This is a genomic window from Streptomyces sp. NPDC002520, assembly GCF_053595235.1.
In genome coordinates this window covers 238,927-264,376 of record NZ_JBSFXG010000003.1, presented here as the reverse complement: position 1 = coordinate 264,376, position 25,450 = coordinate 238,927, and the positions used below count along the sequence as shown (strand labels likewise).

20 protein-coding genes are annotated in these 25,450 nt (G+C 69.0%); 13 read left to right on the top strand and 7 right to left on the bottom strand.

The annotated features are described in order from the left end of the window. Nucleotides 1-357: 357 nt before the first annotated feature. On the top strand, nt 358-1,695 hold the full coding sequence (locus ACWD5D_RS07170) for an MATE family efflux transporter (protein WP_451371792.1): 1,338 nt from the start codon (nt 358-360) through the stop codon (nt 1,693-1,695). 181 nt (nt 1,696-1,876) lie between these two features. Here ACWD5D_RS07170 and rplI read toward each other — a convergent pair whose 3' ends face one another. The 4 genes from rplI to rpsF form a co-directional block, all read right to left on the bottom strand. Then, the gene (rplI, locus tag ACWD5D_RS07165) at nt 1,877-2,323 is read right to left on the bottom strand and encodes a 50S ribosomal protein L9 (protein ID WP_451371791.1); all 447 of its coding nucleotides are present in this window, start codon (nt 2,321-2,323) and stop codon (nt 1,877-1,879) included. A gap of 18 nt (nt 2,324-2,341) precedes the next feature. After that, entirely contained in the window at nt 2,342-2,578 is a 237-nt protein-coding gene (gene rpsR / locus ACWD5D_RS07160; RefSeq protein ID WP_003949403.1) for a 30S ribosomal protein S18, read from the bottom strand. Between the two features lie 57 nt (nt 2,579-2,635). Further along, nucleotides 2,636-3,223, bottom strand: coding sequence for a single-stranded DNA-binding protein (locus ACWD5D_RS07155; RefSeq protein ID WP_451371790.1), 588 nt, complete (start codon nt 3,221-3,223; stop codon nt 2,636-2,638). A 74-nt stretch (nt 3,224-3,297) separates the two neighbouring features. Continuing rightward, a complete protein-coding gene (gene rpsF / locus ACWD5D_RS07150) occupies nt 3,298-3,588 on the bottom strand; it encodes a 30S ribosomal protein S6 (RefSeq protein WP_003956532.1) in 291 nt (96 codons plus the stop codon). Nucleotides 3,589-3,861: 273 nt separating this feature from the next. Between rpsF and ACWD5D_RS07145 the strand changes: the two genes are divergently transcribed. The 3 genes from ACWD5D_RS07145 to ACWD5D_RS07135 all read left to right on the top strand — a co-directional run bounded on the left by ACWD5D_RS07145 (nt 3,862) and on the right by ACWD5D_RS07135 (nt 6,597). Next, the gene (locus ACWD5D_RS07145; RefSeq protein WP_451371789.1) at nt 3,862-4,182 is read left to right on the top strand and encodes a hypothetical protein; all 321 of its coding nucleotides are present in this window, start codon (nt 3,862-3,864) and stop codon (nt 4,180-4,182) included. A 184-nt stretch (nt 4,183-4,366) separates the two neighbouring features. Further along, nucleotides 4,367-5,488, top strand: a complete 1,122-nt coding sequence (locus tag ACWD5D_RS07140) for a lipid II:glycine glycyltransferase FemX (protein WP_451371788.1) — start codon at nt 4,367-4,369, stop codon at nt 5,486-5,488. A 77-nt stretch (nt 5,489-5,565) separates the two neighbouring features. Beyond that, on the top strand, nt 5,566-6,597 hold the full coding sequence (locus ACWD5D_RS07135; protein WP_451371787.1) for an alanine racemase: 1,032 nt from the start codon (nt 5,566-5,568) through the stop codon (nt 6,595-6,597). 106 nt (nt 6,598-6,703) lie between these two features. Here the strand turns inward: ACWD5D_RS07135 and ACWD5D_RS07130 are convergent, their stop codons facing one another. Both ACWD5D_RS07130 and ACWD5D_RS07125 read right to left on the bottom strand, forming a co-directional pair. Continuing rightward, on the bottom strand, nt 6,704-8,212 hold the full coding sequence (locus tag ACWD5D_RS07130) for a glycosyltransferase family 87 protein (protein ID WP_451371786.1): 1,509 nt from the start codon (nt 8,210-8,212) through the stop codon (nt 6,704-6,706). A 129-nt stretch (nt 8,213-8,341) separates the two neighbouring features. Further along, nucleotides 8,342-11,020, bottom strand: a complete 2,679-nt coding sequence (locus tag ACWD5D_RS07125) for a transglycosylase domain-containing protein (protein ID WP_451371785.1) — start codon at nt 11,018-11,020, stop codon at nt 8,342-8,344. Nucleotides 11,021-11,386: 366 nt separating this feature from the next. Between ACWD5D_RS07125 and ACWD5D_RS07120 the strand changes: the two genes are divergently transcribed. From ACWD5D_RS07120 to ACWD5D_RS07105, 4 genes are all read left to right on the top strand, one after another. Next, nucleotides 11,387-12,064 (top strand): PadR family transcriptional regulator, encoded by a 678-nt coding sequence (locus ACWD5D_RS07120; protein WP_451371784.1) that lies wholly within the window; start codon nt 11,387-11,389, stop codon nt 12,062-12,064. A 43-nt stretch (nt 12,065-12,107) separates the two neighbouring features. After that, on the top strand, nt 12,108-13,190 hold the full coding sequence (locus ACWD5D_RS07115; protein ID WP_451371783.1) for an inositol-3-phosphate synthase: 1,083 nt from the start codon (nt 12,108-12,110) through the stop codon (nt 13,188-13,190). 109 nt (nt 13,191-13,299) lie between these two features. Further along, entirely contained in the window at nt 13,300-14,562 is a 1,263-nt protein-coding gene (locus ACWD5D_RS07110) for an MFS transporter (RefSeq protein WP_451371782.1), read from the top strand. 115 nt (nt 14,563-14,677) lie between these two features. After that, the gene (locus ACWD5D_RS07105) at nt 14,678-15,190 is read left to right on the top strand and encodes an LppU/SCO3897 family protein (protein ID WP_451371781.1); all 513 of its coding nucleotides are present in this window, start codon (nt 14,678-14,680) and stop codon (nt 15,188-15,190) included. 99 nt (nt 15,191-15,289) lie between these two features. Here ACWD5D_RS07105 and ACWD5D_RS07100 read toward each other — a convergent pair whose 3' ends face one another. Continuing rightward, nucleotides 15,290-16,732 carry a CCA tRNA nucleotidyltransferase gene (locus ACWD5D_RS07100; RefSeq protein WP_451371780.1) on the bottom strand — a complete coding sequence of 481 codons (1,443 nt, stop codon included), beginning with the start codon at nt 16,730-16,732 and terminating at the stop codon, nt 15,290-15,292. Between the two features lie 257 nt (nt 16,733-16,989). Between ACWD5D_RS07100 and ACWD5D_RS07095 the strand changes: the two genes are divergently transcribed. From ACWD5D_RS07095 to ACWD5D_RS07075, 5 genes are all read left to right on the top strand, one after another. After that, nucleotides 16,990-19,362, top strand: a complete 2,373-nt coding sequence (locus tag ACWD5D_RS07095; RefSeq protein ID WP_451371779.1) for a DUF6049 family protein — start codon at nt 16,990-16,992, stop codon at nt 19,360-19,362. Between the two features lie 46 nt (nt 19,363-19,408). Then, a complete protein-coding gene (gene murJ, locus ACWD5D_RS07090; protein ID WP_451371778.1) occupies nt 19,409-21,850 on the top strand; it encodes a murein biosynthesis integral membrane protein MurJ in 2,442 nt (813 codons plus the stop codon). Between the two features lie 118 nt (nt 21,851-21,968). Further along, a complete protein-coding gene (locus tag ACWD5D_RS07085) occupies nt 21,969-23,666 on the top strand; it encodes a protein kinase family protein (protein WP_451371777.1) in 1,698 nt (565 codons plus the stop codon). Nucleotides 23,667-23,687: 21 nt separating this feature from the next. Then, nucleotides 23,688-24,413, top strand: a complete 726-nt coding sequence (gene sigM, locus ACWD5D_RS07080) for an RNA polymerase sigma factor SigM (protein WP_451371776.1) — start codon at nt 23,688-23,690, stop codon at nt 24,411-24,413. Then, nucleotides 24,410-25,324, top strand: coding sequence for an anti-sigma factor family protein (locus ACWD5D_RS07075; RefSeq protein WP_451371775.1), 915 nt, complete (start codon nt 24,410-24,412; stop codon nt 25,322-25,324). Before sigM ends, ACWD5D_RS07075 begins: the two co-directional genes overlap by 4 nt. Nucleotides 25,325-25,450 lie beyond the last annotated feature (126 nt).

Genomic DNA, 25,450 nt, shown 5'->3' with positions numbered 1-25,450 from the left:
GTTTTGTGGGGTTTCCCGGGCCGAGGCAAGGAGGGGGCGCCGGACAACGGTAGGCCTCTCGGCACCGTCAGCCAATCTGGTTATCCACAGGCCATGTGGACGACCGCCCCGATGCTGTGGAGAACTCCCCGAAACCTGTGCACGACTCGGTGGACAGCCTTGTGAACAAGCCCTCCATCTCTCCCAAGACGCCGCTCTGACCTGGTCTTTTATCGTCCACCGGCTGTGCAGAAGAAAAACTTCCCCAGTCGGGCCAAGATCACTTCGAACGCGACGCGAAAGGACACGCCCCGAGATCAAGAGTAAGGGTCGCCTGCCAATTGCATCTCTTACCTGTGGACGATTAGATTAGTGCTCATGACACAGGCTCCCGCGATCCCCGAAGCCACCCGACGGCGGCACGATCGAGAGATCGTCGCACTGGCCGTCCCGGCCTTCGGCGCACTGGTCGCCGAGCCCCTCTTCGTCATGGCCGACAGTGCGATCGTCGGCCATCTCGGAACCGCCCAGCTCGCCGGCCTCGGAGTGGCATCGGCCCTCCTCACCACCGCGGTGAGCGTCTTCGTCTTCCTTGCCTACGCCACCACGGCCGCCGTGGCCCGCCGCGTCGGCGCCGGCGATCTGCGGGCCGCCCTCCGCCAGGGCGTGGACGGCATCTGGCTGGCGCTGCTCCTCGGCGCCGCCGTCATCGCACTCGTCCTTCCCCTGGCCCCCGGCATCGTCGACGTCTTCGGCGCCTCCGCCACCGCCGCTCCGTACGCCACCACGTACCTGCGCATCTCCGCGCTGGGCATACCGGCGATGCTGACCGTCCTCGCCGCCACCGGAGTGCTGCGCGGTCTGCAGAACACCAGAACGCCGCTGTACGTCGCCGTCGCCGGCTTCATCACCAACGCCGCGCTCAACGCGCTCCTCGTCTACGGCGCCGGACTCGGCATCGCGGGCTCCGCCTGGGGCACGGTGATCACGCAGTGCGGCATGGCGGCCGTCTATCTCCGGGTGGTCGTGCGCGGAGCACGGCGTCACCAGGCCTCTCTGCGTCCGGACCTCGCCGGCATCAGAGCCTCCGCCCAGGCCGGTGTTCCTCTGCTCGTCCGCACACTGTCCCTGCGGGCGATTCTCATGATCGCCACGGCCATGGCCGCGCGTCTCGGTGACGCCGACATCGCCGCCCACCAGATCGTCCTGTCCCTGTGGAACCTGCTGGCCTTCGCCCTGGACGCGATCGCGATCGCCGGGCAGGCGATCATCGGCCGCTACCTCGGAGCCAACGACGCCCTGGCTGCCCGCGAGGCCTGCCGCCGGATGTTCCAGTGGGGCATCGCGACCGGTGTCGCGCTCGGCCTGCTCGTGGTGGCCGCCCGTCCGCTGTTCCTCCCACTGTTCACCAACGACTCCGTGGTCAAGGACACGGCGTTGCCGGCGCTCCTGCTGGTGGCGCTCGCCCAGCCGCTGTGCGGGATCGTCTTCGTCCTGGACGGTGTCCTGATGGGCGCCGGTGACGGGCCCTACCTGGCGCGGGCGATGGTCGTCACCCTGGCGGTGTTCGCTCCGGTGGCGCTGCTCGTGCCCACGATCGGCGGCGGACTGACGACCCTCTGGGCGGCCATGGCGCTGATGATAGCGGTCCGGATGCTGACCCTGTGGCTGCGCGCCCGCTCAGGCCGGTGGATCGTGACGGGCGCGTCCCGCTGAGCGGACCGAGCGGCACAGCGGCCCGGAATTCCGGCACACACCGTCCCGGTTTCACGTGAAACATGACGTGCCCGCGCCTCTGGTGCCGATGCGAAGGCGCCAGAGTGGAGAGAACCCCGACGCGAAGAGGGGCCGCCCCCATAGGGGCGGCCCCTCTCAGCTGCTCAGACCGAGCGCGGCGTCACGCCGAGACGACCTCGATGTTGACCTTGGCGGCCACCTCGGGGTGCAGACGCACGGACGTCTCGTGGGCGCCCAGGGTCTTGATCGGGGCGGACAGCTCGATGCGGCGCTTGTCGACCTCGGGGCCACCGGAAGCCTTGATCGCGGAAGCGATGTCGGCCGGAGTGACGGAACCGAAGAGACGACCGGCGTCGCCGGAGCGGACGGCCAGACGGACCTTGACGCCCTCGAGCTGGGCCTTCACAGCGTTGGCCTGCTCGATGGTCTGGATCTCGTGGATCTTGCGGGCGCGGCGAATCTGCGCCACGTCCTGCTCGCCACCCTTGGTCCAGCGGATAGCGAACTTCCGCGGGATCAGGTAGTTGCGAGCGTAGCCGTCCTTGACGTCGACAACGTCGCCGGCGGCACCGAGGCCGGAGACCTCGTGGGTGAGGATGATCTTCATGTTTCGGTCACCCTTCCCTTAGCGCGCGGTGGACGTGTAGGGCAGCAGCGCCATCTCACGGCTGTTCTTGACGGCCGTGGCGACGTCACGCTGGTGCTGCGTGCAGTTGCCGGTCACGCGGCGGGCACGGATCTTGCCGCGGTCGGAAATGAACTTCCGCAGCATGTTCGTGTCCTTGTAGTCCACGTACGTGACCTTGTCCTTGCAGAAAGCGCAGACCTTCTTCTTCGGCTTGCGCACAGGCGGCTTCGCCATGGTGTTTCTCCTGTGTGATCAAGAAGTTTGGGTACGACCCACCCTCGGTCCGAGGACCTAGAAGGGGGGCTCGTCCGAGTAGCCGCCGCCACCGCCGCCGCCGGAGTTTCCACCCCAGCCGCCGCCACCGCCCTGGTTGCCACCGGCGGGAGCGCCGGTCGCCCACGGGTCGTCGGCAGGAGCGCCGCCGCCCTGCTGGCCGCCGCCGGAGTTTCCACCCCAGCTGCCGCCACCCTGGCCGCCACCGCCGCCGTAACCACCCTGGCCACCGCGAGCGCCACCGGCGGTCTTGGTGACCTTGGCCGTGGCGTTGCGCAAGCTGGCGCCGACTTCCTCGACGTCCAGCTCGTAGACCGTGCGCTTGACGCCCTCACGGTCCTCGTAGGACCGCTGCTTCAGCCGGCCCTGCACGATGACGCGCATGCCTCGCTGGAGCGACTCGGCGACGTTCTCCGCCGCCTGACGCCAGACCGAGCAGGTCAGGAACAGGCTCTCGCCGTCCTTCCACTCGTTCGTCTGGCGGTCGAAGGTGCGGGGCGTGGAAGCGACGCGGAACTTCGCGACCGCCGCACCGGACGGGGTGAAGCGCAGCTCGGGGTCGTCGACAAGATTGCCGACGACCGTGATGACGGTCTCGCCTGCCATGGGGAACCTCTCGGCGGGTTTGCTCTGGCTGCTTGCTTGCTACTCGAATCCCGAGATCAGCTGAGCGGGAAAGCTCAGTGGGTCTCGGGGCGGAGGACCTTGGTCCGGAGGACCGACTCGTTCAGGTTCATCTGGCGGTCGAGCTCCTTCACGACCGCAGGCTCGGCCTGCAGGTCGATGACCGAGTAGATGCCCTCGGGCTTCTTCTTGATCTCGTACGCGAGACGACGACGGCCCCAGGTGTCGACCTTCTCCACCTTGCCGTTGCCCTCACGGACGACGGAGAGGAAGTTCTCGATCAGGGGGGCGACAGCGCGCTCCTCCAGATCGGGGTCGAGGATGACCATCACCTCGTAGTGACGCATGTGGAACCCACCTCCTTTGGACTCAGCGGCCACGGTCGTTCCGTGGCAGGAGGGTTGTGATGCGTACGCAACGGTATCGGCCACCACTGACAATCGGGGGCTCCGCTGGGGATCCCCGCAGTGACCCCGAAAGGTCTGGGCAGACACCGGTGCAGACGGTACAGACTACCTGCACAGCGGCTTCCGGTTGAAATCCGGCGGTGCGGACCGCCAATCTGTACACATCGGGTGTGTATGGCGCTACAGTGCGCCGCGATCCGCAGGAGGTGCCACATGGCACAGCAGGCATTGCGACCCAACACCGCTGGATCCCTGTTCGCCAGCGACGGCAAGGCTCATCCGCTCCAGAACTCCCTTATGGCGATCACGCTGGTCCTGGGCGTGCTGTCGTTCATCACGTCCTTCTTCCACAGCCTCCATCTCCTCACTTCCTGGACGGGGCTGCTCGGGCTCGTCGTCGGCGCGTACGGACAGTGGGTCTCGGAGACCACGCGTCAGCGGACCGGTCTCATCCTGGGTCTCGGTGCCGCGGGCATCGGCTTCCTGATCGGCATGGCACACGGCGGACTCTTCGGCGGCATCATCGGCAGCTGAGCCCGCCCGCCGTCACCCCTGACGGCGCCCCAACCGACACCACGAAACGCCCCGGCGGCTCCAAGGCCGGGGCGGAAGGTGCCGTACGCCCCAGTCGGGGCGCTCGCAAGGCGCAGTAGGCTTCGGCGCGAGAGCCGGAGCCCCTGTACCCATGGGGACACACCAGCCCGAGGAGCGCCCCGACATGAGCCTGACCCTGAGGACCATCAGCCGCGAGCAGCATCTGGCCTACATCCAGAGCCTGCCGTCGGCGAGCCACATGCAGGTCCCGGCCTGGGCCGATGTGAAGGCGGAGTGGCGCACGGAGAGCCTCGGCTGGTTCGACGAGCGCACGGGCGAGATGGTCGGCGCGGGCCTGGTCCTGTACCGCCAGCTGCCCAAGATCAAGCGCTACCTCGCCTATCTCCCCGAGGGCCCGGTCATCAACTGGTTCGCGCCGAACCTGGACGACTGGCTCCAGCCGATGCTGGCCCACCTCAAGCAGCAGGGCGCCTTCTCCGTGAAGATGGGCCCGCCGGTGATCATCCGCCGCTGGAACGCGGAGACCATCAAGAAGGGCATCCAGGACCAGGACGTGAAGCGCCTGCGCGACATGGAGGCCGACTTCATCGAGCCGCGCGCCTTCGAGGTGGCCGACAAGCTGCGCCGTATGGGCTGGCAGCAGGGCGAGGACGGCGGCGCCGGCTTCGGCGACGTGCAGCCCCGCTACGTCTTCCAGGTGCCGCTGGCGGGCCGCTCCCTGGAAGAGGTCCACAAGAACTTCAACCAGCTGTGGCGCCGCAACATCAAGAAGGCCGAGAAGGCCGGCGTCGAGGTGGTCCAGGGCGGTTACCAGGACCTCGCCGAGTGGCAGCGCCTGTACGAGATCACCGCCGTGCGCGACCACTTCCGGCCGCGCCCGCTGTCGTACTTCCAGCGCATGTGGACGGCCCTCAACACCGAGGACCCCAACCGCATGCGGCTGTACTTCGCCCGCCACAACGGCGTGAACCTGTCGGCGGCGACCATGCTGATCGTCGGCGGCCACGTCTGGTACTCCTACGGCGCCTCCGACAACATCGGCCGTGAGGTCAGGCCCTCCAACGCCATGCAGTGGCGGATGCTGCGCGATGCCTACGCGCTCGGCGCCACCGTCTACGACCTGCGCGGCATCTCCGACTCGCTGGACGAGACCGACCACCTCTTCGGCCTGATCCAGTTCAAGGTCGGCACGGGCGGCCAGGCCGCCGAGTACCTCGGCGAGTGGGACTTCCCGCTGAACAAGCTGCTCCACAAGGCGCTCGACATCTACATGTCGCGCCGTTGAGCCGGGACGTTTGATTCCATAGCCTTCACAGCTCTCCCCTCTCCACCGCAGCCACGAGAAAGGTCCCGGGTCCGGCCATGGCGCTCACGCTCTACGTCGACACCGCGCGCTGGCGGGCGCACCACAAGCACGTGCAGGAGCAGTTCCCGGGCCTCGTCCCGGTCTGCAAGGGCAACGGCTACGGCTTCGGACACGAACGGCTGGCGGAAGAGGCCACGCGCCTCGGCTCCGACACCCTCGCCGTCGGCACCACGTACGAGGCCGCACGCATCAAGGACTACTTCGGCGGTGACCTGCTGGTGCTCACGCCGTACCGGCGCGGCGAGGAGCCCGTGCCGCTGCCGGACCGCGTGGTCCGCTCCGTGTCGTCGATCGACGGCGTGTACGGCCTCGTCGGCGCCCGTGTCGTCATCGAGGTGATGTCCTCGATGAAGCGGCACGGCATCAGCGAGCAGGACCTGCCGCAGCTGCACCAGGCCATCGAGAACGTCCGCCTGGAGGGCTTCGCCATCCACCTGCCGCTGGACCGTACCGACGGCTCGGACGCCGTCGAGGAGGTCATCGGCTGGATGGACCGGCTGCGCGCGGCCCGGCTGCCGCTGCACACGATGTTCGTCAGCCACCTCAAGGCCGAGGAACTCGCCCGGCTCCAGCAGCAGTTCCCGCAGACCCGCTTCCGCGCCCGGATCGGAACCCGGCTGTGGCTGGGGGACCACGAGGCCACCGAGTACCACGGTGCCGTCCTGGACGTCACGCGCGTGGCCAAGGGCGACCGCTTCGGCTACCGGCAGCAGAAGGCGGCCTCGGACGGCTTCCTGGTGGTCGTGGCGGGCGGTACGTCGCACGGGGTGGGCCTGGAGGCCCCGAAGGCCCTGCACGGCGTCATGCCGCGCGCCAAGGGCGTCGCACGGGCCGGTCTCGCCACGGTGAACCGCAACCTCTCCCCGTTCGTCTGGGGCGGCAAGCAGCGCTGGTTCGCCGAGCCGCCGCACATGCAGGTGTCGATCCTGTTCGTGCCCTCGGACGCCCCCGAACCGAAGGTCGGTGACGAGCTGGTGGCCCATCTGCGGCACACCACCACGCAGTTCGACCGCCTCGTGGACCGCTAGTACGCGGTACGAGCCCGGCCCGGTTTCCCTTCGGGCCGCCGAAGCGAAAAGGCCGTGCACGCATCTCGTGCACGGCCTTCTTCATGCCCTCAAGGGGCGGGTTCACTCAGAGCGAACGGTCCTCGTACGGCGGTGATCCCGGCCGCCCCCAGTCGACCTGCGGCGCGCCGACGTGGGCCGCGTGCCGAGGGGGATGGGACGCCGCGCCCAGCACGAACGCGTCCTCCGCGCCGTCGAGGACCCCGCCCGAGGGATCGTCGTCCCCGGACCGGCGCACCACGTCCCGCTCCGGCATGAGGATGTCCCGGACGACGACGGCGCACAGGTACATCGTGCCCAGCAGGTGAAGCACGATCGCCCACTGGTAGCCGTGCGTCGGCAGGCCCTTGTGGGCGTCGCCGCTGGTCGTGTAGGCGAGGTACATCCAGATGCCCAGGAAGTACGCCACCTCGCACGCCTGCCAGATCAGGAAGTCCCGCCACTTGGGCCGGGCGAGGGCGGCCAGCGGGATCAGCCACAAGACGTACTGCGGGGAGTAGACCTTGTTGGTGAGGATGAAGGCCGCCACCATCAGGAACGCGAGCTGGGCGAAGCGGGGCCGGCGGGGGGCGGTCAGTGTCAGCGCTCCGATGCCGAGGAAGCACAGGATCACCAGCGCCAAGGCCACGTGGTTCACGAAACTGGTGGTGGGCGGATGGCTGGAGTTCTGCGCCCAGATCAGCCAGAAGGAGCCGAAGTCGACGCCCCGGTCGTGGCTGAACGTGTAGAACTTCGACCAGCCCTTGAAGGCGAACCACATCACGGGCAGGTTCACCACGAGCCACGCGGCGACGGCGCCGCCCGCCGCCAGGAAGAACTCCCGCCACTTGCCGGCCCGCCAGCACAGCACGAACAGCGGGCCGAGCAGGAGGACGGGATAGAGCTTGGCGGCCGTGGCGAGGCCCAGCAGCACCCCGAAGGCGCCGGCACGGCCTCGCGACCACATGAACATCGCGGCGGCTGTCAGGGCGACCGCCAGGAGGTCCCAGTTGATGGTGGCGGTCAGGGCGAAGGCGGGCGCCAGGGCGACCAGCAGACCGTCCCAGGGGCGCCGGCGGTGCGTACGGGTCACACACACGGCGATGACCACCGCGCAGACCATCAGCATCCCGGAGTTGACGAACCAGTACCACTGCTCCCTGTGCTGGATGCTGCCGCTGCCCGGCGTGAGCCAGGCGGCGACCTCCATGAACACACCGGTCAGCACCGGGTATTCGAGGTAGTCCATGTCGCCGGGGAGTCTGTCGAAGTACGGCACGAGCCCGTCGGCGAAGCCGCGCCCCTGGTAGAGGTGCGGGATGTCCGAGTAGCAGGCGTGGGTGTACTGCGAGCTGGCACCGAAGAACCAGGCGCCGTCGTAGCAGGGCGCCTTCTGGACGAGGCCGAGGGCGAACATGCCGATCGCCACGAGCGCGACGACCCGCACGGGCGTCCACCAGGACGTCCCGAGCAGGGCACGCCGCCCGATGGGGCCGCCGATCAGTTCACTGCCGGCCGCGGCGACCTCGTCCTCCCTGGTCGGCCGTACCGGATCCGGCTCGTGCACGCGCGCGGGCGTCGTTTCTGCACTGGGCATGGGCCACATCCTGCCGTACCTCTCTGAGAAAACGCCGAGGGCCGCCGCACCTCGTCGGTGCGGCGGCCCATGTTTCACGTGAAACACCCGTGCCGGTCGAAATGACCGCCAATCGGTCGGGTGGCTCGGCTAGCCGTTCTGGCCTCCGAAGATGCCTCCGTTGCCGTTGCCCCTGGTACTGCCACCTGGACTGGTCGTGTCCGTGCCGGTCGGCGTGGGCGTGATTCCTCCGGTCGTGCCGCCCTGGCCGCCGTTTCCGCCATTGGCGCCGCCGTTGCCGCCGCAGTTGCCGCCCCAGGCGAACTGGCAGGAGTCGCTCGGCGACGGGGACGGGCTGGCCGACTCGCTCGGCGACGGGGACGCCGACTCGCTCGGGGTCTGGCTCGGCGTGATGGTGGGCGACGGGGTCGGGGACGGGGCGCCGGCCTCGTCCTGGACCGTGCCGATCTTGACGGGATCGGGGAAGCCCGGGTCGTTCTGGTTCTTCAGCGCGGCCAGCATGTACTCGGTCCAGACCGAGGTCGGGATGTCACCACCGTGAATGGAGTCCTTGCCTGCCGTGCCGTTCATGGAGAGCAGCTCGTGGTCCTTGGGGTTCTCACGGAACATCGCCACCGAGGTCGACAGCTGCTGGGTGTACCCGACGAACCAGGCCGACTTGTTCTTGTCGGTGGTACCGGTCTTGCCCGCCGCCGTACGGCCCAGAGCCTTGGCGTTCTGACCCGTACCGTTCTGGATGACGTTCTCCAGAACGTTCGTGACGTTGTCGGCGATGTCCGGCGACAACGCCTCCTTTTTCTTCGGCTTCTCGAAGCCCGGCTGGTCCGTGCCGTTGTACTTGACGGCGGTGACCGAGTAGGGGTCGGCCTGCTTGCCGGACGCGGCGAACGTCGCGTACGCGTCGGCCATGCGGATCGCGCTGGGCGTGGAGGTACCGATGGCGAAGGACGGGTTCAGGTCCTTCGACATGGTGTCGGGGAGGATGCCGGTCGACTGCGCGACATCCCGCACATTGGCCATTCCCACGTCGACGCCGAGCTGCACGAACGGGGTGTTGATGGACTGCTCCATCGCCTTGCGCAGGGTGATGTAGCCCCAGGGCTTGGGGCCCTCGTTCATCTGATAGAAGGTCGAGTTGTCCTTCTTCAGGTAGTACGACCCATCCGGCTTCCTGACCTTGAGATGGTCGTTGCCGTTGTACTTGCTCAGCGGGGAGACGGCCTGCCCGGGGTCCTTGTACGTCCCGTACTTCATGGCCGCGGCCAGCACGAACGGCTTCCACGTCGAACCGACGGGGACACCGGAGGTGTCGGCGTTGTTGGTGAAGTGGCCGTTCTCGTAACCGTCACCGCCGTAGAGGGCGACGATCGCTCCGTCGTTGGGCTTCACCGACGCCGCGCCGAACTGGACGTACTTGTCCTTCGGTTCGGTCTTGGGGTGCAGCCGCTCCTTCTGGATCTTCTTGACGGCCTCGCTCAGGGCGTTGACCTTGGCCTTCTGGAAGGTCGTGTAGATCTGGTAGCCGCCCCTGTCGAACTGCGTCTCCGTGATGTTGTCGGAGTGGTTCAGGACGTACTTCTTGGCGGTGTCGACCAGGTAGCTGATCTGGCCGGTCATGCCCTTGGTCGCCTTGCGGCCCTCGGGCGTCGGGTACTTCTTGATGGCCTCCTGGTACTGGGCGTCGCCAAGGTGCTTGTCCTTGTGCATCTCACCGAGGATCCAGGACCAGCGCTCCTCCGAACGCCTGCGGTTGTCCTTCGCGTTCGCGTTCGGGTCGAGGTCGCCGTTGCCGGCCGGGTCGTAGTACGTCGGCCCCTTCAGCAGCGCGGCGAGGAAGGCGCACTCGGACGGCTTGAGTTCGACCGCGTCCTTGCCGTAGTAGGTCTGGGCGGCGGCCTGGATGCCGTAGGCGCCACGGCCGTAGTACGAGGTGTTCAGGTACCCCTGAAGGATCCTCTGCTTGTCGAACTTCGTACCCACCTTTATGGAGATGAACATCTCCTTGAACTTGCGGGTGACGGTCTGGTCCTGGCTGAGGTACGTGTTCTTGACGAACTGCTGGGTGATGGTCGAACCACCCTGCGTCTGACCGCCCGTCGCCATGTTGGCCAGGGCGCGCGCGATACCCATGGGGTCGACGCCCGAGTCCTGGTAGAAGCTCTTGTTCTCCGCCGAGATCACGGCCCACTGCATGGCCTCGGGGATCTTGTCGATGGTGACGTTCTGGCGGTTCACACCGGTGCCGGTGGCCACCATCTGGCTGCCGTCGGCCCAGTAGTAGACGTTGTTCTGCGACTGGGCGGCGATGTTCTCGCTGGGGACCCGCACCATCGCGAAGCCGATGCCGGCGATGGCGACCAGGCAGCCGACGAAGCCGATGAACATGCCGGAGACGAGCTTCCACGACGGCACCCAGCGGTGCCAGCCGTACTTGCCCGCGCGGGGGTAGTCGATGAACCGCTTCTTGGCGGGCGCTGCCGCCGCACGGCCTCGGCCGCGCCCGGGGCCGGCCGGTCCGCCCGGGCCGCCACGCCGGCCGCCCGGGCCCGCGTTGTCGGCGGCCCTGCGCCGGCCGCCGCCTCTCTGCGCCGCCCGGCGTGCCTCGGCACGGCCGCCGTAGGGGCGCTCCTCACCCCCCGAGCCCTGGGAGTCCGGCCCATAGGAACGGGACCCCTGGGAGTCGGCGGAAGACCCGGTGGCGCCGCTCGGCGCCGCACGGTGGCCGGAGGACGGGCCGGGCTGGCCTCGTCGGGCCGCGGCACGTCCGCCTCCCTGCGGCGGCGGCGGTTTGCGACGGTGCTCGCTCATCGAACGACTACTCCTCGGGCAGGCGCCCATCTGTGCGCGCCTGGAAACGGCGGCTGGTTTCCGGTCCCCCCGAAGTACGGATGAGGTCGTTGCTGCATTCACCCGTACTGCACCGAGGACCACGACGCTCCCCAGGCGTCGCGTGGTTCCCGGTGGTGTGCTTGCCGCACAGACTACGCACCGCCAAAACCCTCCTAGCCCTGAACTTCACCCCAAATCAGGCAACTCGGCACCTCTGAATCAGTGATGTGATCCCGTTCACCGTCCTCCCTCTTGTCGCATGCGGAAGGCCGTTCTATCGTGCTGATGTATCGAGTCGATACATCAGCACGACATAAAGACGCGGTGGGCCGAGAGGAGGCGATCATGAGCCGGCGTTCCGGCATTCTTGAGTTCGCCGTACTCGGACTGCTGCGCGAGTCACCGATGCACGGCTATGAGCTGCGCAAACGACTCAACACGTCCCTGGGTGTGTTCCGGGCGTTCAGCTACGGAACCCTCTACCCCTGTCTCAAGACGCTGGTCACCAGCGGCTGGTTGATCGAGGAGCCGGGCAACACCCACGAGGACGCCGTCTCCCTCGCCGGACGCCGAGCAAAGATCGTGTACCGATTGACGGCAGAAGGTAAGGAGCACTTCGAGCAGCTGCTCTCACAGACCGGCCCCGACGCGTACGAGGACGAGCACTTCGCCGCACGGTTCGCCTTCTTCGGGCAGACCTCGCGCGATGTGCGCATGCGCGTGCTGGAGGGCCGGCGCAGCCGCCTGGAGGAGCGCCTGGAGAAGATGCGTGCCTCCCTGGTGCGCACGCGGGAGCGCCTCGACGACTACACGCTTGAGCTCCAGCGCCACGGAATGGAGTCCGTGGAGCGCGAAGTGCGCTGGCTGAACGAGCTCATCGAGAGCGAGCGGGCCGGGCGGGACCTGAAGGGGTCCGAGTCCGGGGGGTCCGCTCAGCAGGACACCACATATGGAGCGACGGGCGGCCTGCCCCGTCCCGGGGACACCCCCCGGACGGATACGCCCGGCGACACCGCCACGTGAGCGCCACTCAGGGCCTCACTCGTACACACAGGGAGCAACCGGAATGGGTTCGGTTCGCGTAGCCATCGTCGGCGTGGGCAACTGCGCCGCGTCGCTGGTGCAGGGAGTCGAGTACTACAAGGACGCCGACCCGGCGTCCAAGGTCCCCGGCCTGATGCACGTGCAGTTCGGTGACTACCACGTGCGTGACGTCGAGTTCGTCGCCGCGTTCGACGTGGACGCCAAGAAGGTCGGCCTCGACCTGGCGGACGCCATCGGCGCCTCCGAGAACAACACCATCAAGATCTGCGACGTGCCCTCCACCGGAGTCACCGTCCAGCGCGGCCACACCCTCGACGGTCTCGGCAAGTACTACCGCGAGACCATCGAGGAGTCGGAGGCCGCGCCGGTCGACGTCGTCCAGATCCTGAAGGACAAGCAGGTCGACGTCCTCGTCTGCTACCTGCCCGTCGGCTCCGAGGACGCTGCGAAGTTCTACGCGCAGTGCGCCATCGACGCCAAGGTCGCCTTCGTCAACGCCCTTCCGGTCTTCATCGCCGGCACCAAGGAGTGGGCGGACAAGTTCACCGAGGCAGGCGTCCCGATCGTCGGCGACGACATCAAGTCGCAGGTCGGTGCCACCATCACGCACCGCGTCATGGCGAAGCTGTTCGAGGACCGGGGCGTCATCCTGGACCGCACGATGCAGCTGAACGTCGGCGGCAACATGGACTTCAAGAACATGCTCGAGCGCGAGCGCCTGGAGTCCAAGAAGATCTCCAAGACGCAGGCCGTCACCTCCCAGATCCCGGACCGGGACCTCGGCGAGAAGAACGTCCACATCGGCCCGTCCGACTACGTCGCCTGGCTCGACGACCGCAAGTGGGCCTACGTCCGCCTCGAGGGCCGTGCCTTCGGTGACGTCCCGCTGAACCTGGAGTACAAGCTCGAGGTCTGGGACTCCCCGAACTCCGCGGGTGTCATCATCGACGCCCTGCGCGCCGCGAAGATCGCCAAGGACCGCGGCATCGGGGGCCCGATCCTGTCGGCGTCCTCTTACTTCATGAAGTCCCCGCCGGTCCAGTACTTCGACGACGAGGCCCGCGAGAACGTCGAGAAGTTCATCCGCGGTGAGGTCGAGCGCTAGGTCGGCACACGGCGCGCACCACGCGCCGGACGGAACGCTCCTGCCAGGGCGGTGAGGGTCCCCGGGTTTTCCGACCTGGGGACCCTCCGCATATGTGAGGCTGTGCCCCATGCCCGTCGTCCGTGACCTGCGCGTCCTGCTGCGCCTGCGGAACTTCCGACGCCTGCTGTACATCCGCCTCCTGTCCCAGGGCGCGGACGGCGTGTACCAGGTCGCGCTCGCCGCGTACGTCGTCTTCTCCCCGGAGAAGCAGACCTCGGCCACGGCGATCGCTTCGGCGATGGCGGTCCTGCTGCTTCCCTACTCTCTCGTCGGCCCCTTCGCGGGCGTGCTGCTGGACCGCTGGCGGCGGCGGCAGGTCTTCGTCTACGGCAATCTGCTGCGCGCCCTGCTGGCCGCGTCCACCGCCGTGCTGATGGTCACGCACGTACCCGACTGGTTGTTCTACGCCTCCGCGCTGTGCGTCACGGCCGTCAACCGCTTCGTCCTGGCGGGTCTGTCCGCCGTGCTGCCGCGTGTGGTCGACACCGAGCGGCTGGTGCTGGCCAACTCACTCTCCCCGACCGCCGGAACGCTGGCCGCGACCGCCGGCGGCGGTCTGGCCTTCCTGGTGCGGCTCGTGGTGTCGAACTCCGACGCCGTGGTGGTGCTGCTGGGAGCCTTCCTCTATCTGTGCGCCGGCCTGACGTCCCTGAGCCTGGCGCCCGCGCTGCTCGGCCCCGACCGGGAAGCGGTGCGGCCGCAGCTGCGGACCGTGCTCGCCGTCACGGCCCGCGAATTGCTCGCCGCCGTCCGGCATCTGGCCGCGCCCCGGCGCAGAGAGGCGGCCTGGGCGCTCGCCGCGATGACTCTGATGCGCTTCTGCTACGGCGCACTCCTCGTCCTGCTGCTCATGCTGTGCCGGTATCACCTCGCCTCGACCCCCGAGGACGGACTCAGGCTGCTGGGGCTCGCGGTCGCGGTGTCCGGGGCGGGTTTCTTCGCGGCCGCCGTGGTGACGCCATGGGCGGCGGGCCGGCTCGGCCCCGGGTGGTGGATCGTGGTGTGCGCTGCCTGCGCCGCCGTACTGGAACCCGCCCTCGGCCTTCCGTTCGCCACGGGCCCGCTACTGGTCGCGGCCTTCGTGCTGGGCCTGATCACCCAGGGCGCCAAGATCTCCACCGACACGATCGTCCAGGCATGCGTCGAGGACGGCTTCCGGGGCCGTGTCTTCTCCGTCTACGACGTCCTCTTCAATGTCGCCTTCGTGGGCGCAGCCGGTGTGGCCGCCCTGATGCTCCCGCCGGACGGCCGCTCGGTGGTCCTGGTGGTCACGGTGTCCTTCGTCTACGGAGCAGTTGCTGCGGCTATGGCCCGCTTTGAACTCCGGTAAGTGTCACATCGGAGATACAGAGTTCCTCTGAGTTACAGGGTTGTCAGTGGGAGCGGCTAACTTACGTGGGTCTTACCTCGCGCCATGCGCACCCACGTTCCAGGGGGACCTTAAAGTGACTACTCCGCCGCCCCAGGGCCAGGCTCCGTACCCGCCGCAGGGTGGCTACCCGCCCCAGGGGCAGGGCCCGTACCCGCCTCAGGGTGGCTATCCGCCCCAGGGCCAGGCTTCGTACCCGCCGCAGCCCGGCGCCCCGTACGCTCCCGTGCCCCCGCAGCCGAAGCGCAAGGTCGGCTTCAAGACGATCAAGAACATCGTCATCGTCGTGGCCGTCATCGGTTTGGGTATCGGCGGCTACATAGCCAGCCGGGACGACGCGGACACCGCCAAGGTCGGCGACTGCATGCACCGGGGCAGTGGCAGCGACACGAGCCCGGACCTCGAGGTCGTCGACTGCGGCTCGTCGAAGGCTCAGTACGTGGTGCTGGCCAAGGTCAAGGGCAAGTTCCTCACCGACGTCACGGCTTCTGCCAAGTGCGAGGCCGAGGCCAAGGACTTCCAGTACACGTACACCGAGAGCAGCAAGAGCGATGACTTCCTGCTCTGCCTGAAGGACTACAAGAAGTAAGGGAGACGTACCGAGGGGCGATGTTTCACGTGAAACATCGCCCCTCGGCGCATCCCGCACGGGTCATGTTTCACGTGAAACATGACCCGTGCTCCGTCCTCAGCCCTGCTCGGCCCACCACTCCTTGAGGGCCGATACCGCAGCGTCGTGCTCCATCGGGCCGTGCTCCAGGCGCAGCTCCAGCATGTGCTTGTACGCCTTGCCGACGACAGGACCGGGACCGACGCCCAGAATCTCCATGATCTGGTTACCGTCCAGGTCCGGGCGGATCGCGTCCAGCTCCTCCTGCTCCTGAAGCTGCGCGATGCGCTCCTCCAGGCCGTCGTAGGCGCGGGACAGTGCGGATGCCTTGCGCTTGTTCCGGGTGGTGCAGTCGGAGCGCGTCAGCTTGTGCAGGCGGTCCAGCAGCGGACCGGCGTCACGGACGTAGCGGCGGACCGCCGAGTCGGTCCACTCCCCGGTGCCGTAGCCGTGGAAGCGGAGATGAAGTTCGACCAGCTGTGAGACGTCCTTCACCAGCTCGTTGGAGTACTTCAGAGCCGTCATCCGCTTCTTGGTCATCTTCGCCCCGACCACCTCGTGGTGGTGGAACGAGACCCGGCCGTCCTTCTCGAAGCGGCGTGTCCGCGGCTTTCCGATGTCGTGCAGCAGCGCGGCCAGGCGCAGCGCGAGGTCGGGACCGTCCTCCTCCAGCGCGATGGCCTGCTCCAGCACGATCAGCGTGTGCTCGTAGACGTCCTTGTGCCGGTGGTGCTCGTCACGCTCCAGACGCAGGGCCGGCAGCTCGGGCAGGACGTGATCGGCGAGCCCGGTCTCGACCAGCAGGGCCAGGCCCTTGCGCGGGTGGGCGGAAAGAACAAGCTTGTTCAGCTCGTCCCGGACCCGCTCGGCCGAGACGATCTCGAGGCGCCCGGCCATCCCCTTCATCGCGGCGACGACCTCGGGGGCGACCACGAAGTCCAGCTGGGCGGCGAACCGGGCGGCCCGCATCATCCGCAGCGGATCGTCCGAGAACGACTCCTCCGGCGTGCCGGGCGTCCGCAGCACCCGGGCCGCGAGGTCCTCCAGACCCCGGTGCGGGTCGATGAACTCCTTCTCCGGCAGGGCCACGGCCATCGCGTTGACCGTGAAGTCGCGGCGGACCAGGTCCTCCTCGATGGAGTCGCCGTACGACACCTCCGGCTTGCGCGAGGTGCGGTCGTACGCCTCCGACCGGTAGGTGGTCACCTCGATCTGGTAGCCGTCCTTCTGCGCGCCGACCGTGCCGAAGGCGATCCCGACCTCCCAGACGGCGTCCGCCCATGGCCGGACGATCTTCAGTACGTCCTCGGGGCGGGCGTCCGTGGTGAAGTCCAGGTCGTTCCCGAGCCGGCCGAGCAGCGCGTCCCGGACCGAGCCGCCCACCAGGGCGAGCGAGAACCCCGCCTCCTGGAAGCGGCGGGCGAGGTCGTCGGCGACAGGGGCCACCCGCAGCAGCTCGCTCACCGCGCGCTGCTGCGCCTGGCTGAGGGCAGCGGGAGTGTCTTCGTTGGGGTTCGGCACAACAGAAGAGGGTACGTGGCCCGGGCCGCCGGGGGCGCCCTCATATGAGGGGCGCGGACGCCTCACTCCATACCCGCACAAGGGCTGCGCTTGCGGCGTACACCTGCGCTCCGCTCGATACTGGATATAGAGGACGGGCCACGGCCCTGTCCCGATCTTGTGACCTACTCCGCGGCACTTCCGCTCAGCGGGCATCGTTACCATGCGTGGACGCACATTCCGACGACCACTGACGACGACGAGGGACGGGCGAGCGCGTGGCCGAGGCGGCTGACTTCCAGGGGACCACTGCCTCACCTGCGTGCCGGTGGCTGCGGCGCACAGGTGCGCTGCTCGCCGGGGCGCCTCTGCTGGCCGGGCTGCTCCAGCTGCCCGCGGCCGCACCCGCGCAGGCCGCCGGCGGCGACACGGTGTCCGTCTCACTCGACTCGCTCAGCCCCAGCGCCCCCACCGACGGGGACACGCTGACGGTGTCCGGCACGGTGACCAACACCGGCAAGCAGACCGTCACCGACGCCCAGGTGGGCCTGCGGGTGGGCCCCCTGCTGAACACCCGCTCGGCGATCGACGCCGTCTCCCGGCGCTCCGACGACCTCCAGCTCGGCACCGGGACCGAGGTCGACGGGAAGTACGGGGAGAAGTTCGCCGAGCTGCCCCCGGGCGTCGCCGAGCACTTCGACATCTCCGTCCCGGTGGACAAGCTCGACCTCGGTCAGGACGGCGTCTACGAGTTCGGGGTCGCTCTCTCCGGCCAGACCTCCGCACAGCCCTGGGACCAGACGCTCGGCATCCAGCGGACCTTCCTGCCCTGGCAGCCGTCCGAGGCCGACACCAGGACGAAGACCACGTTCCTGTGGCCGCTGCTGTCCACGGTCCACATGACGGCCCGGACGGGCGCCGGAGAGCTACAGACACCGGTCTTTCTCGACGACGACCTCGCCAAGGACCTCGAGCCGGGCGGCCGGCTGGCCCGGATGCTGGAGCTGGGCAAGGACCTCGACATCACCTGGGTGATCGATCCGGACCTGCTGGCCTCGGTGGACGCCATGGCGAAGGGCTACCGCGTCCAGGGCCCCGACAACACCAGCACCCCCGGCTCCCGGGAGCACCAGGCGCTCGCCAAGCAGTGGCTGGCCGACCTGCAGAAGGCCGTCACGGGCAAGGAAGTCGTGGCGCTGCCCTTCGCCGACCCGGACCTTGCCTCCCTCGCGCACATCGGCACCAGCGTCACCGGCTCGCTCAGCCACCTCAAGGACGCCACCGACGTCGCCGCCACGACCGTGAAGACCGTGCTCCACGTCACGCCGAGCACCGATTTCGCCTGGCCCGTGGAAGGCGCCGTCGACCCGTCGATCATCAAGGTCGCCACCTCCGCGGGCGCCGACCGGGTGATCGCCCGCAGCGACAGCCTCCAGGAGACCGCCGGGCTGACCTACACGCCCTCCGCCGCCCGCCCGATCGGCGGCGGCACCACCGCAGTGGTCGCCGACGCCCGGATGTCCACGGCCTTCGAGGGCGACCTGACCAAGGCCGGCCCGGCCACGCTCGCCGTGCAGGAGTTCCTGGCGCAGAGCCTCGAGGTGACCGCACAGTCGGACGCGCAGCGCAGCATCGTCGTCGCCCCCCAGCGCATGCCGTCCGCGAGCCAGGCACAGGCGATGGCCACGGCCCTGAAGACCCTCCAGACCGGGACCTGGTCCCAGGCCCAGGACCTGACCGCGGCCGCCAAGGCCAAGCCCGACCCGAACGCCACCACACGCATCCCGTCGACGTCCGTGTACCCCTCCTCGCTACGCCGCCAGGAGCTGCCGAGGTCCGCCTTCGAGCAGATCGCAGGCACGCAGGACAAGCTCGACAACTTCCAGGTGATCCTCACCGACCAGTCCCGCGTGGTCACCCCGTTCGGGCGGGCCATAAACCGTGGGATGTCCGCCTCGTGGCGCGGCCACGCCTCGACCGCGGAGAGCTACCGCGGCGATGTGGAGGACTGGCTCCACGAGCTCGCCGACCAGGTCAAGCTGATCGACAAGTCGGAGACCAAGCTCTCCGGGCGCAGCGCGACCATCCCGGTGACCGTCCAGAACAACCTCGTCCAGCCCGTGAGCCATCTGGTCCTGCGGCTCACCTCGACGAATCCGACCCGCCTGAAGGTCGGCGGCAAGGCGTACTACGAGCAGCGCGTCGAGGTCTCCGGCGGCCACAGCCAGTCCGTGAAGTTCACCACCTCGGCCAACGCCAACGGCCGGGTCGGACTGGTCGCCCAGCTGTTCACCGAGGACGGCCAGGAGTACGGCGACCCGGTCAGCTTCGACGTGAAGGTCACCGAGGTCACGCCGACTGTGATGCTCGTCATCGGTGGCGGCGTCCTCCTGCTCGTCCTGGCAGGCTTCCGGATGTACACCCAGCGCAAGCGCGCGGCCGCCCGCCAGGCCAAGGACGACGGTCCCGACGCGGCGGGGGACGACACCCCTGACGAGCCCGGGAACCCCGACGCCCCCGGAGACCGTCTCCCGGAGGAGTCCGACGCCCCGTCCGGGGAAGACGACCCGGACCAGCCGAGTGACCCTGCGCCGGACACCGCATCGGAAAGCACGGACCCGTCCGCGACGGGTGAGAGAGTGGACCGTTGAGCGATGTCGTGGCCGGTGTGGCCCGGGACGATGAGGTGGGGTAACCATGAACGCGCCGTACGACGGTGACCGCGGCCAGGGCGCGGCCGGCTCGGGATACCCCGAGACCCCGCCCGAGCCGGGCCAGGTGCCGCCGCAGCAAGCGGCGGACATGTACCTCCAGGACGCCTACGACCAGGACCCCTACCGGGCACAGGACCTCAGCGCCCAGGACCCGGTCGCCGAGGCGCTCTACGACCGTGCCGCGCACCCCCCGCCACCTCCGGGCACGTACGAGCAGCAACAGCCTCTGTACGCCCCGCCGACCCAGTCTCCGCACGCCCCCGACCCGAACGTGTGGGCCCAGACCCCGGCCCCCGAGCCGGACGGCGACGCCACCCAGTGCCTGCCGTACGGCGACAACCCCCGTACGACCCAGTTCGTGGGCGTGGACGACCTCGTCTCGCACTCCGGCGAGGAGTACCACGAGCCCGACGCCTTCGCTCACCTCTATCGGGACCAGCAGCAGAACGGCGTGCCCGGACCTGTGGACCCTCCGTCCGTCCCCGGCCCGGCAGCGGCCCCGGGATCCGGACAGGCCCCAGGGAACCCGTACGCGCCGTACGCGGCGCCGACGGGCCCGTACGCGACGCCCCAGGCGAAGAACCCCCAGTACCCGGGCCAGGAGGCCGGGGCCGCGTGGCAGGCGGGCGCTCCCGTCGGCGGCCACCCGATGCAGCCGCCCGTGCCCGCTCCGACCCCGGTCCCCTACTCCACCGGCCCGTCAGGTCCCACCGGCGCACCCGGCCGAACCGGTCCGTCGCGGCCGTCCGCTCCCGCCGAGGCCACCCCTGCCGCGGCTCCCGCCGCCAAGAAGGGCGGGCGCGCCGCCGGGCTGCTGCAGTCCAGCGCCGTCATGGCGGCGGGAACGATGGTCTCCCGGCTCACCGGCTTCATCCGCTCCGCGCTGATCGCCGCGGCCCTCGGCCTCGGCGTCCTCGCCGACACGTTCCAGGTGGCCTACCAGCTACCGACGATGATCTACATCCTCACCGTCGGCGGTGGTCTCAACTCCGTCTTCGTGCCCCAGCTGGTGCGCTCCATGAAGGAGGACGAGGACGGCGGCGAGGCCTTCGCCAACCGGCTGCTGACCCTGGTGGTGGTGGCCCTGGCCGCGCTGACCGGTCTCGCGATGTTCGCGGCACCACTCCTGGTCCGCCTGCTGTCGAACTCGGTCGCCACCAACGCGGCGGCCAACGACGTGGCGGTCACCTTCACCCGTTACTTCCTGCCCTCGATCTTCTTCATGGGCATCCACGTGGTGATGGGCCAGATCCTCAACGCCCGCGGCAAGTTCGGCGCGATGATGTGGACCCCGGTCCTGAACAACATCGTCATCATCGTGACGCTCGGCATGTTCATCTGGGTCTACGGCACCGCCGCGAACTCCCACATGACCGTCACCAGCATCCCGCCGGAGGGCCAGCGGCTGCTCGGCGTCGGTGTCCTGCTCGGTCTGGTCGTGCAGGCCCTCGCGATGATCCCGTACCTGCGCGAAACGGGCTTCCGGATCCGCCTGCGCTTCGACTGGAAGGGCCACGGCCTGGGCAAGGCCGCGATGCTCGCCAAGTGGACGGTCCTGTTCGTCCTCGCCAACCAGGCCGGCGCGATGATCGTGACCCAGCTGTCCACCGCGGCCGGCGAGGACTCCGGCATCAAGGGCACCGGCTTCGCCGCCTACGCCAACGCCCAGCTGATCTGGGGACTGCCGCAGGCCATCATCACGGTCTCCCTGATGGCCGCGCTGCTGCCGCGTATCTCGCGTGCGGCCCACGAGGGCGACGGCGGCGCCGTCCGCGACGACATCTCCCAGGGCCTGCGCACGACCGCGGTCGCCATCGTCCCCATCGCCTTCGGCTTCGTCGCGCTCGGCATCCCGATGTGCACGCTGATCTTCGGCTCCGCGGGCACCGGTGCGGCCACCAACATGGGATACATGCTGATGGCGTTCGCCCTCGGCCTGATCCCGTACTCGGTCCAGTACGTCGTCCTGCGCGCCTTCTACGCGTACGAAGACACCCGCACGCCCTTCTACAACACCGTGATCGTGGCGATCGTCAACGCGGGCGCCTCCGCGCTCTGCTACTTCCTGCTGCCGTCCCGCTGGGCCGTCGCGGGCATGGCCGCCTCGTACGGCCTCGCCTACGCCATCGGTGTCGGCGTCGCCTGGCAGCGGCTGCGCAAGCGCCTCGGCGGCGACCTGGACGGCACCCGGGTGCTGCGGACCTACGCGCGGCTCGGGATCGCCTCGGTACCGGCGGCGCTGCTCAGCGGTGCGGCCTGCTACGGCATCGGGCACTCGCTCGGCCAGGGTGTCGTCGGCTCCTTTGCCTCGCTGCTCGTCGGCGGTGCCGTTCTCTTCGGCGTCTTCTTCGTGGCCGCGCGCCGGATGCGGATCGACGAACTCAATTCGCTCGTGGGCATGGTGCGCGGGCGTCTGGGGCGCTGAGACGGGGGTAAGCGCACAACCATCGTCCACCGCTGTGTGTCGTGCATAGCGGCGGACTGTGGGCACAATTGGTTTCGGCGTCGGACAGCGTGCAACGGATGGGGAGGCAGGGACGACGGTGGCGGAACGGAGTACGGCTGCCGTCGACGTGGCAGGCAACAGCGGTGATGAGCCGCTGACCGCCAAGGCGGACCAGTCCACGGCCGACGGAGTGGCCCAGAACTCAGAGCGGGACACGGACAGCGACGAGGCACAGGGGAGCGGCGGCACCGAGCAGCCCGCGACGAAGGCCTCGCCTCCCGAACTGCACAGCGGTCACAAACTCGCCAGACGCTACCGTCTCGAGGAGTGCGTCACCCGTCTGGACGGATTCAGCAGCTGGCGTGCGGTCGACGAGAAACTCCGTCGTGCCGTCGGCGTCCACATTCTTCCCGCGGACCATCCGCGAGCCCGTTCCGTCCTGGCGGCCGCCCGCTCGTCGGCACTGCTCGGCGACCCGCGTTTCGTACAGGTCCTCGACGCCGTCGAGGAGAACGATCTCGTCTACGTCGTGCACGAATGGCTGCCCGACGCCACCGAACTGACCGCACTGCTCGCGTCCGGCCCGCTGGAGCCGCACGACGCCTACCAGATGGTCAGCCAGATCGCCTCCGCCATGGCCGCCGCGCACCGCGAGGGCCTCGCCCATCTGCGGCTGAACCCGAACGCCGTACTGCGCACCTCCAGCGGGCAGTGGCGCATCCGCGGCCTCGCCGTGAACGCGGCCCTGCGCGGCATCAGCTCCGACACCCCGCAGCGCACCGACACCGAGGCGATCGGCGCCCTGCTCTACGCGGCGCTGACGCAGCGCTGGCCGTACGAGAACGATGCCTACGGCCTGTCCGGCCTGCCCAAGACCATCGGCCTCATCGCGCCGGACCAGGTGCGGGCCGGTGTCCATCGTGGCCTTTCCGAGCTCGCCATGCGGGCCCTCGCCAACGACGGGGCCACCGCCTCCCGGCACGAGTCCCCGATCACCATGCCGGAGGAACTGGTCAAGGTGATCGGCGAGATGCCCCGCATCCGCCCGCCGGAGCCCACGTTCACGGCACCACCGGAGTACCAGCGCACGACGTACCAGCAGGGCACGTACGGCCGCCCGGCGCCGCGCCTCGGCGCCGCACAGCCGATCGCGTCCCCGCCGCCCCCGCTGCAGAGCCGCACCGGCAAGGCCCTGAAGTGGGCGGTCTCGGCCCTCCTCATCGCCGCGCTCGGCCTGGGCAGCTGGCAGCTGGCGGACGCGCTGATGGACCAGGGCGGCAAGAAGGACACGAACAGGACGCAGACCCAGGACGGCGGCGACAAGAGCGGCAAGAAGCCGACGTCCGGCACGCCCCTGGCCATCAAGGGCGCCCGTGACTTCGACCCGTTCGGCAACGACGGGTCCGAGAACCCGCGCGACGTAGGGAAGGTCTACGACAACAGCACCGCCACCTACTGGGAGACGTCCTTCTACCGGAGTCCGAAGTTCGGCAACCTCAAGTCGGGCGTCGGCGTCATCCTCGACCTCGGCAAGGTTCAGCAGGTCGGAAAGGTGACGGTCACCTTCGTGGGACAGACGTCGGTCGAACTGCGGGCGGCGAGTGCGGACGCGGGAGCGGAGCCGACGTCCTTCGACGCCTACACCAAGGCCGCCAGCGGCTCGGGCACGACGGTTGTCCTGCAGCCCGGCAAGTCCCTCAAGACGCAGTACCTCCTGGTGTGGCTGACCGAGCTGCCGGCGGACAACGTGGGCACGTGGCGGGGCAGGGTGGCCGACATCAAGGTCACCAGCTAGGTTCCCCCCGGGGAGGGGCAGATGGCAGAGGGTGCCGGATACGACGGAGTGAGCGACCAGGAGCTGCTCGCCCGCCATGTGGAAGGCGACCCCGAGGCCTTCGGTGAGATCGTGCGGCGGCACCGGGACAGACTGTGGGCCGTGGCACTCCGCACGCTGGGGGACCGGGAAGAGGCCGCTGACGCGGTCCAGGACGCGCTGGTGTCGGCCTACCGGGCTGCGCATACCTTCCGGGGGCAGTCGGCCGTCACGACCTGGCTGCATCGGATCACCGTGAACGCCTGCCTGGACCGTGCCCGTAAGGCGGCCTCGCGGAAGACGGCTCCGGTCGACGACACCGAGCGGCTGGAGCAGCTGCTGGAGCCGCACGAGTCGGCCTCGGCTCCGGCCGAGCGGAACGATCTGCACCGTCAGCTCGTGGAGGCGCTCGGCACCCTTCCCTACGAGCAGCGTGCGGCTCTGGTCCTGGTGGACATGCAGGGATACCCGGTCGCGGAGGCAGCCCGGATCCTGGACGTGCCCACGGGCACGGTGAAGAGCCGGTGCGCTCGGGGACGGGCCAGACTTCTCCCGCTGATCGGTCATCTGCGGCCCGGCGACCCCGATGACGGAAAAGGACCCGCGCCGGGACGGAACCGGGTGGAGGGGACATCCGTCCCACCTGCGACAGCTTCTGCGGGCAGGACTCCCGGAGAGACAGGGTCGAGTGATCCAGCCGTGGTGAAGGGCGGAGGTGGGCGAGCGTGACGTCCTCGACAGACACGGCCGGACACCCGGACGTCGCCGAGATCTGCGACCTCACCGAAGACCTCCTCCCGCCGGAGCGCAGCGCGGACGTGCAGCGCCACCTGGAGGGGTGCGAGTCGTGCTCCGACCTCCACGCGTCCCTGGAGGAGATCAGGGGACTGCTGGGCAGCGCGCCGGCCCCTGAGGCCATGCCGGCGGACGTCGTGGCTCGCATCGACGCCGCCCTGGCCGCCGAGGCATTGGCCGGCGCGAGCGCCGACACTGACACCGCGACAGCGACAGCGACAGAAGCAAGCAACGAGACGCATGTTTCACGTGAAACATCGACCCTCTCGGACCGCCCCGCCGGACGTCCCCACACGGCCACCGGCCCCGGACGCAAGGATCGCGGCCGCAGCCGCCGAAGGCGGACCGTCGCGCTGGGCGCCGTCCTCACCGCAGCGGTGATCGGGGCCGGATCTCTGCTCCTCCAGTCGCTCGGCACCGGATCCTCCGACACGACGGCGCACAGCACGCGGTCACCAGCCGCGGCCGCCTTCTCGGGGGCCAGCGTCCAGAGCCAGGTGAAGGATCTGCTCTCGCCGAAGCAGGCTCTGCCAAGGGCATCCAAGCGGCCACAGCACGGCACCGAGACCCAGCAGAACGTGCCCGGGGCGACGGAGACCGCGAACACCCTGATCCAGAGCCAGGTCCCCGTCCCTGACTGCGTCCGTCAGGCGGTCGGCTCCGGTGGCGACGTCCTCGGCGCGAGGACCGGCACCTACGCCGGTAAAGAGGCCTATCTCGTCGTCATGCCCGACTCCGACGACCACGCCCGGGTCACCGCTTACGTCATCGACGCCTCCTGCATGGCGCGGCAGACCGTCTCCCCCGGCACGGTGCTGCTGAAGCAGTCCCTCGCCCGTCCCTGAGACGGACGGAGCCTCGTCCCGTCACCGTCGGCCATCCGTACCGCCCGCAACCCCCGTGTGCCCGGGCACAACGGGAATGCACGCCCCGTAGGATCCGTTGGGTGGGGTGAGAGTCCCGAGAGGGAC